Origin of the sequence: Streptomyces purpureus (assembly GCF_014648195.1) — a bacterium.
GTDB classification, from domain to species: domain Bacteria; phylum Actinomycetota; class Actinomycetes; order Streptomycetales; family Streptomycetaceae; genus Streptomyces; species Streptomyces purpureus.
Genome location: NZ_BMQQ01000001.1, coordinates 35,251 through 42,827, shown reverse-complemented (window position 1 = coordinate 42,827; position 7,577 = coordinate 35,251). Strand labels below are relative to the sequence as shown.

Here is a 7,577-nt window from a genome sequence, read left to right as displayed (position 1 = left end):
GTGGTGCCGGCGCCGTCAGCGGGCCGGGGGTACGGGTAGGTGGTGCCGGCGCCGTCAGCGGGCCGGGGGTACGGGTACGTGGTGCCGGCGCCGTCAGCGGGCCGGCGGTACGGGTACGTGGAGCCGGCGCGGTCAGCGGGCCGGCGGTACGGGTACGTGGAGCCGGCGCGGTCAGCGGGCCGGCGGTACGGGTACGTGGAGCCGGCGCGGTCAGCGGGCCGGCGGTACGGGTGCGTGGAAGCGGCGGCGGTACTCGGCCGGGGCCGTGTCCATCGCCTTGACGAAGGCGCGCCGCATCGCCTCGGGGGTGCCGTAGCCCGCGGCGCGCGCGACCTCCTGGACGCCGTCGGCCGACTCCTCCAGGAGACGGCGCGCGTGCTCCAGGCGTACCCGGTCGACGTACCGGCCGGGGGTGGTCCCGGTCTCCGCCTGGAAGGCGCGGGCGAAGTGCCGGGGTGAGAGCCGGGCGCGGGCGGCGAGCGCCTCCACGGACAGGTCCGCCTCGGGATGGTCGGCGATCCAGGCCTGGAGTTCGCGCAGCGGTTCACGCTTGGCGGTCTGGGCGGCGAGCTGGGCGCTGAACTGCGCCTGGTTGCCCGGGCGGCGCAGGAACACCACCAGCGCGCGGGCGATGGTGAGCGCGGCGTCCCGGCCGAGGTCCTCCTCGACCAGGGCGAGCGCCAGGTCGATGCCGGCGGTGACCCCGGCGGAGGTGGCGACGTTCCCGTCCCGGACGAAGATCGGTTCGGGCTCGACGGTCACCTCGGGGTAGTTCCGGGCCAGATGGTCGCAGGCGTACCAGTGGGTGGTCGCCCTGCGCCCGTCGAGCAGCCCGGCCTCGGCGAGCAGCAGCGAGCCGGTGCACACGGACACCAGCCGGGTGGCCCGCGGGCCGTTCTCGCGCAGCCAGTCGATCAGGCGCGGGTCGGGGGTGCGGGTGCCGTCGCCACCGGGGACGAGGAGGGTGTGGGGCCGGCCGGCCTCCGCCAGCGTGGAGTCGGGCAGCATCCGCAGCCCGCTCTGGGTGCGCACGGGCCCGCCGTCGAGCGAGGCGGTACGGATCGGATAGGCGTCCCCGGAGCCGGTGAGCTGCCCGGCACCCGCGAACACCTCCACCGGTCCGGTGACATCCAGGCTCTGCACGCCGTCGAAGAGGACGACGAGGACGGGTCGCTTCGTCATGCCCCCATCCTTCGCCGGGCGCCACGACAGCCGCAATGACGAAGACCCCACCTTTCCTGCCACGGGCCTGGCGCGGCGCCGGCCGCATCCCGGCCCCGGGGACCAGCCACGCCGGGGAGGCCGCGCGGGAACGTCCGCGCGGGCCGCGCCTGCGAGGGGGACTGGGCCCCGCCGGCCCGGTCCAGAGCGGCCGGCCGACGACGGCGTACGGGAAACGCCTACGCGCGCCGATCCCGGCGGCGAGGGCCACAGCCCGGCTCGGGCCCGCGCGGCCTGGGACTGCCGGGCCCAAGCGGCCCGGCCGGCGAGGCGCACCGGGCGGCGACAGCCGCAGCCTGGCCCGCCCCGCTCGGCCTCTGACGACTGGGCCCCGCACGGGCCTGCCCAGAACGGCCGGCCGACGACGGCGTACGGGAAACGCCGACGCGCCGGTCCCGGCGGCGAGGGGCACAGCCCGGCTCGGGCCCGCGCGGCCTGGGACTACCGGGCCCAAGCGGCCCGGCCGGCGAGGCGCACCGGGCGGCGACAGCCGCAGCCTGGCCCGCCCCGCTCGGTTTCTGACGACTGGGCCCCGCACGGGCCTGCCCAGAGCGGCCGGCCGACGACGGCGTACGGGAAACGCCGACGCGCCGGTCCCGGCGGCGAGGGCCACAGCCCGGCTCGGCCCCGCGCGGCCCCGGCGGCCGGGCCAACACCGTCGGCCGCGAGCGCGTCCGTGCCACCCACGCCTCGCCCGGGGCGAGAGCCGCCGCCGGTCACGCGGTCCACGGCCGGGTTACCGCAGGTCGGCGGCGTGCGGCCGCCCCGTGCGCCCCGCCGGTCAAAACAACGTACCGCCCCCGCATTCCCTCCGTACCGACCAGTCGGTAACGTGCCGTCCATGACTTCTCTGCCCGCGCGCGCCGGACGCCGCTGTCACAACGTGCTCAACCCGATCCACTCGACGCACTACTTCTCCCCCGACTGCGACCGCGAGTTCGCCGAGATCGGCATCACCGACGGCGCCGCCGCGCGGCTCGCCGCCCGTAGTGCCGCCCTTGGGGCGGTCGGGGCCGGGACCGTCGCCGCCGCGTTCTACAACTACAACCACGACCTGCTGGGCCGGCATCTGCCCGCCGTCTGGCGGGTCGCCTCGCCCGAGGAGGTTCTGGACGCGCGGCTGCGGGTCGTCGACGCCACCTTGCGGCGGGTCCTCGGGGACGCCGTGGAGTCCGCCGAGATGAAGGAGGCCGCCCGGCTGGCGCTGACCGCCACCGAGGCGTGCACCCGGCACGCCCGGCCGCTGTACTCCGCCCACGCCGACCTCCCCGTGCCCGAGCAGCCGCACCTCGCCTACTGGTACGCGGCCACCCTGCTGCGCGAGCACCGCGGCGACGGGCATCTCGCCGCGCTGCTGACCGCGGGGCTCGACCCGGTGGAGGCCCTCGTCAGCCACACCGCCACCGGCAAGGGCATGACCCCCCGCTGGGTGCTGGGCTCCCGCGGCTGGCGGCGCGCGGACTGGGAGGCCGCCGCCGGGCGGCTGCGGATACGCGGAATCATCGACGCGGACGGCGAGTTGACCGAGGACGGCACCGCGCTCCGCGCCGAGCTGGAGGACCACACCGACCGGCTGGACGCGGCGCCCTACGAGCACCTCGGCGCCACCGGCGTGGCACGGCTGACCGAGCTCGGCCGGGGCTTCCTGGAGCGGGCGCTGACGGCGGGCGCGTTTCCGGCCGACCTGACCGGAAAGAGCTGAGCTGCGCCGCGCGGCGGGGGCGGTTGCGGCGCTCGGGGCGGTGAACCGGCAGAATACAGGCGCAAGCTTGAGGCACGAGAAGGCGAGTCGGGACCCGTGACGACGTCCATCGAAGGCAGGATCGCCGAGGAGCTCGGCGTACGCGAACGGCAGGTGAGGGCGGCCGTGGAGCTGCTCGACGGCGGTTCGACCGTGCCGTTCATCGCGCGCTACCGCAAGGAAGCCACCGAGATGCTCGACGACGCGCAGCTGCGCACGCTCGAGGAACGGCTGCGCTATCTGCGGGAGCTGGAGGACCGGCGGACCGCGATCCTCGACTCGGTCCGTGAGCAGGGCAAGCTCACCGACGAGCTGGAGAGCCGGATCCGGCTCGCCGACACCAAGGCGCGGCTGGAGGACATCTACCTGCCCTTCAAGCCCAAGCGCCGCACCAAGGCGCAGATCGCGCGCGAGGCGGGTCTGGAGCCGCTCGCCGAGGGCCTGCTCGGCGATCCGTCCGTGGAGCCGGCCGCCGCGGCGGCCGCGTTCGTCGACCCCGCCAAGGGTGTCGCCGATCCGCAGGCCGCCCTGGACGGCGCCCGGGCGATCCTCGCCGAGCGTTTCTCCGAGGACGCCGACCTCATCGGTGAGCTGCGTGAGCGGATGTGGGGCCGGGGCCGACTGGTGGCCAAGGTCCGCGACGGCAAGGAGGAAGCCGGCGCCAAGTTCGCCGACTACTTCGACTTCGCCGAGGGCTTCACCCAGCTCCCCTCGCACCGGATCCTGGCGATGCTCCGCGGCGAGAAGGAGGAGGTCCTCTCCCTGGAGCTGGAGCCGGAGACCCCCGCCGACGACGGCGGCCCCTCCACGTACGAGGGCCTGGTCGCCCGGCGCTTCGGCGTCGCCGACCGGGGCCGGCCGGGCGACCGGTGGCTGCTGGACACGGTCCGCTGGGCCTGGCGGACCCGGATCCTGGTCCACCTCGGCATCGATCTGCGGCTGCGGCTGCGCACGGCGGCCGAGGACGAGGCGGTCCGGGTCTTCGCGGCGAACCTGCGTGACCTGCTGCTTGCCGCCCCGGCCGGGACGCGGTCGACGCTCGGCCTCGACCCCGGATTCCGTACGGGCGTGAAGGTCGCCGTCGTCGACGCGACGGGCAAGGTCGTCGCCACCGACACGATCTACCCGCACGTGCCGGCCAACAAGTGGGACGAGGCGCTGGCGAAGCTGGCGCGGCTCGCGAAGGAGCACGCGGTCGAGCTGGTCGCCATCGGCAACGGCACCGCCTCCCGGGAGACGGACAAGCTCGCCGCCGACCTGATCGCCCGCCACCCCGAGCTCGGCCTGACCAAGGTGATGGTGTCCGAGGCGGGCGCGTCGGTGTACTCCGCGTCCGCGTTCGCCTCCCAGGAACTGCCCGGGCTCGACGTGTCCCTGCGTGGCGCCGTCTCCATCGCGCGCCGCCTGCAGGACCCGCTCGCCGAACTGGTCAAGATCGACCCCAAGTCGATCGGCGTCGGCCAGTACCAGCACGACCTGTCCGAGGTGAAGCTGTCGCGCTCCCTCGACGCGGTCGTGGAGGACTGTGTGAACGGTGTCGGTGTCGATGTCAACACCGCCTCGGCGCCGCTGCTTTCGCGGGTCTCCGGCATCGGCGCCGGCCTCGCCGAGAACATCGTGGCGCACCGGGACGCCAACGGCCCGTTCCGCTCCCGCAAGGCCCTCAAGGACGTGCCGCGGCTCGGCCCGAAGGCGTACGAGCAGTGCGCGGGCTTCCTGCGGATCCGAGGCGGCGACGACCCGCTGGACGCGTCCAGCGTGCACCCCGAGGCCTACCCGGTGGTGCGGCGGATGGTGAAGACGACGGGCGGCGAGGTCGCCTCGCTGATCGGCAACACGGGCGTGCTGCGCTCGCTGCGCGCGGACGCGTTCGTCGACGAGACCTTCGGTCTGCCGACCGTCACCGACATCCTGCGTGAGCTGGAGAAGCCGGGCCGCGACCCGCGTCCGGCGTTCCGGACGGCCACCTTCAAGGAGGGCGTGGAGAAGATCGGCGACCTCGCCTCCGGGATGGTCCTCGAAGGCGCGGTGACCAATGTGGCGGCCTTCGGCGCGTTCGTCGACATCGGTGTGCACCAGGACGGTCTCGTCCATGTGTCGGCGATGTCGAAGACCTTCGTCAAGGACCCGCGCGACGTGGTGAAGCCGGGCGACGTGGTGAAGGTGAAGGTCCTGGACGTCGACGTGCCGCGCAAGCGGATCTCGCTGACCCTGCGCCTGGACGACGAGGCGGCCGCCGGGACCGGCGCGTCTGCGCCGAAGCGGGAGCGGGAGCGGGGCGGTCAGGGCGGCCGTCCGCCGCAGCAGCGGCAGGGCGGCGGCCGCGACGGGGACCGGGACCGCCGGCAGGGCCGCCAGGGCCGTGGCGGCCAGGGCGCACCGGCACCGGCGAACAGCGCGATGGCGGACGCCCTGCGCAAGGCCGGGCTGCTGGACCCGAAGGGCCGCAAGTAGCCCGCGGGTATGCGCACGTCGGCGCAGAGGCGGCGGGTGGGGTGGCGGCACGGTGTGCCGGCACCCCACCCGCGGTTCGTTGCGGCCGACGTGCGGGCGAAGGCGGGCTGTGTGAGGCTGGCCGCGTCCCCTGATCAGCACAGGACGCGGAAGGCGTGACCGTCATGAACCAGATCGGAGACAAGCCCGAAGAGGTACGCAAGCACCTCGAGGAGGAGAAGCGCGGGGCTCGCCGCAAGGAGCGCAAGCACGGCGAGCGGGCCGCGCCGCCCGTGGACCCGGCCCGGCCGCGCCGGCCGGACGACGAGACGTACGAGGAGAAGGACCGCCCGTAGGGGCGGCCCCCTGTGGCGACCCTCTGCTCAGAGCTCGGTGACCTTGCCGGCCGCGACCTCGACGCGGCGCGTGGTGTGCACGGCGTCCAGCATCCGCCGGTCGTGGGTGACCAGGAGCAGCGTGCCGGTGTAGGCGTCGAGGGCCGACTCCAGCTGCTCGATGGCCGGCAGGTCGAGGTGGTTCGTCGGCTCGTCGAGGACGAGCAGGTTGACGCCCCGGCCCTGGAGAAGGGCGAGCGCGGCGCGGGTGCGTTCGCCCGGTGAGAGCGTGGTGGCCGGGCGCAGGACGTGGTCGGCCTTGAGACCGAACTTGGCCAGCAGCGTGCGCACCTCGGCCGGTTCGGTGTCGTGGACGGCGGCGCAGAACGCGTCGAGCAGCGACTCGGCGCCCAGGAAGAGCCCGCGAGCCTGGTCGACCTCGCCGACGACGACGCCCGGGCCGAGCGCGGCGTGGCCCGCGTCGAGCGGCAGGCGGCCGAGGAGGGCGCCGAGGAGGGTGGACTTGCCCGCGCCGTTGGCGCCGGTGATGGCGACCCGGTCGGCCCAGTCGATCTGGAGCGAGGCCGGGCCGAAGCGGAAGCCGCCGCGGTGGATCTCGGCGTCCCTGAGCGTTGCGACGACGGCGCCGGAGCGCGGCGCGGCGGCGATCTCCATCCGCAGCTCCCACTCCTTGCGGGGCTCATCGACGGTCTCCAGGCGTTCGATCATGCGCTGGGTCTGGCGGGCCTTGGCGGCCTGCTTCTCGCTGGCCTCGCTGCGGAACTTCCGGCCGAGCTTGTCGTTGTCGCCCGCCTTGCGGCGGGCGTTCTTGACGCCCTTGTCCATCCAGGAGCGCTGCATCTGGGCGCGGCCTTCGAGGGCGGCCTTCTTGTCGGCGTACTCCTCGTAGTCCTCGCGGGCGTGCCGGCGGGCGGTCTCCCGCTCCTCCAGGTAGGCGTCGTAGCCGCCGCCGTAGAGGGTGATCCGCTGCTGGGCGAGGTCGAGCTCAAGGACCTTGGTGACCGTACGGCTGAGGAATTCGCGGTCGTGGCTGATGACGACGGTTCCGGCGCGCAGACCCCGGACGAAGCCTTCGAGCCGCTCCAGGCCGTCCAGGTCGAGGTCGTTGGTGGGCTCGTCGAGGAGGAAGACGTCGTAGCGCGACAGCAGCAGCGAGGCGAGTCCGGCGCGGGCGGCCTGGCCGCCGGAGAGCGAGGTCATCGGCTGGTCGAGGCCTACGGTGAGGCCGAGGGAGGCGGCGACCTCCTCGGCGCGCTCGTCGAGGTCGGCGCCGCCGAGGTTCAGCCAGCGTTCCAGGCTGACGGCGTACGCGTCGTCGGCGCCGGGCGCGCCGTCGACCAGGCCCTGGGTGGCCTCGTCCATGGCGGCCTGGGCGGCGGCCACGCCGGTGCGGCGGGCGAGGAAGGCACGGACGCTCTCCCCGGCGCGGCGCTCCGGCTCCTGGGGGAGGTGGCCGACGGTGGCGGCGGGCGGGGAGAGCCGCAGCTCGCCCTGTTCGGGGGTGTCGAGTCCGGCGAGGAGCCGCAGCAGAGTCGACTTTCCGGCGCCGTTGACGCCGACGAGGCCGATCACGTCGCCGGGGGCGACGACGAGGTCGAGGCCGGAGAAGAGCGAGCGTTCGCCGTGGCCGGCGGCGAGGTCCTTGGCGACGAGGGTTGCAGTCATCAGGCCTCGCATCCTAGGCCAGCCGGCGCGGCGGCCGGGATCCGGTTCCGGTCCGGGCACGAACGCGCGGTGGGCGGCTCCCTGGATACGGGAACCGCCCACCACGACCGCCCGGGGCTGACTACTACGACCCCCTGAGGCTCACCACGACCGCCTGGCGA

General features: G+C 74.7%; 5 protein-coding genes. 3 read left to right on the top strand and 2 right to left on the bottom strand.

Going from position 1 to position 7,577, the window contains the following annotated elements:
• Nucleotides 1–210: 210 nt before the first annotated feature.
• A complete protein-coding gene (locus IEZ01_RS00180; protein WP_189199192.1) occupies nucleotides 211–1,182 on the bottom strand; it encodes a GlxA family transcriptional regulator in 972 nt (323 codons plus the stop codon).
• 880 nt (nucleotides 1,183–2,062) lie between these two features.
• On the opposite strand from IEZ01_RS00180, the gene IEZ01_RS00175 reads away from it, so the two are divergent.
• From IEZ01_RS00175 to IEZ01_RS00165, 3 genes are all read left to right on the top strand, one after another.
• The gene (locus tag IEZ01_RS00175; protein ID WP_028798164.1) at nucleotides 2,063–2,923 is read left to right on the top strand and encodes an SCO6745 family protein; all 861 of its coding nucleotides are present in this window, start codon (nucleotides 2,063–2,065) and stop codon (nucleotides 2,921–2,923) included.
• A gap of 96 nt (nucleotides 2,924–3,019) precedes the next feature.
• Nucleotides 3,020–5,416: a Tex family protein gene (locus tag IEZ01_RS00170; RefSeq protein WP_189199190.1), complete on the top strand. Its 2,397-nt coding sequence runs from the start codon at nucleotides 3,020–3,022 to the stop codon at nucleotides 5,414–5,416.
• Nucleotides 5,417–5,580: 164 nt separating this feature from the next.
• On the top strand, nucleotides 5,581–5,751 hold the full coding sequence (locus IEZ01_RS00165; protein WP_158685724.1) for a hypothetical protein: 171 nt from the start codon (nucleotides 5,581–5,583) through the stop codon (nucleotides 5,749–5,751).
• Between the two features lie 27 nt (nucleotides 5,752–5,778).
• Here the strand turns inward: IEZ01_RS00165 and IEZ01_RS00160 are convergent, their stop codons facing one another.
• Nucleotides 5,779–7,416: an ABC-F family ATP-binding cassette domain-containing protein gene (locus IEZ01_RS00160; protein ID WP_189199187.1), complete on the bottom strand. Its 1,638-nt coding sequence runs from the start codon at nucleotides 7,414–7,416 to the stop codon at nucleotides 5,779–5,781.
• Nucleotides 7,417–7,577 lie beyond the last annotated feature (161 nt).

Coding starts and splice junctions, on each gene's coding strand:
- IEZ01_RS00160 (WP_189199187.1), bottom strand. CDS start 7,416: ATGACTGCAACCCTCGTCGCCAAGGACCTCGCCGCCGGCCACGGCGAA.
- IEZ01_RS00180 (WP_189199192.1), bottom strand. CDS start 1,182: ATGACGAAGCGACCCGTCCTCGTCGTCCTCTTCGACGGCGTGCAGAGC.
- IEZ01_RS00175 (WP_028798164.1), top strand. CDS start 2,063: ATGACTTCTCTGCCCGCGCGCGCCGGACGCCGCTGTCACAACGTGCTC.
- IEZ01_RS00165 (WP_158685724.1), top strand. CDS start 5,581: ATGAACCAGATCGGAGACAAGCCCGAAGAGGTACGCAAGCACCTCGAG.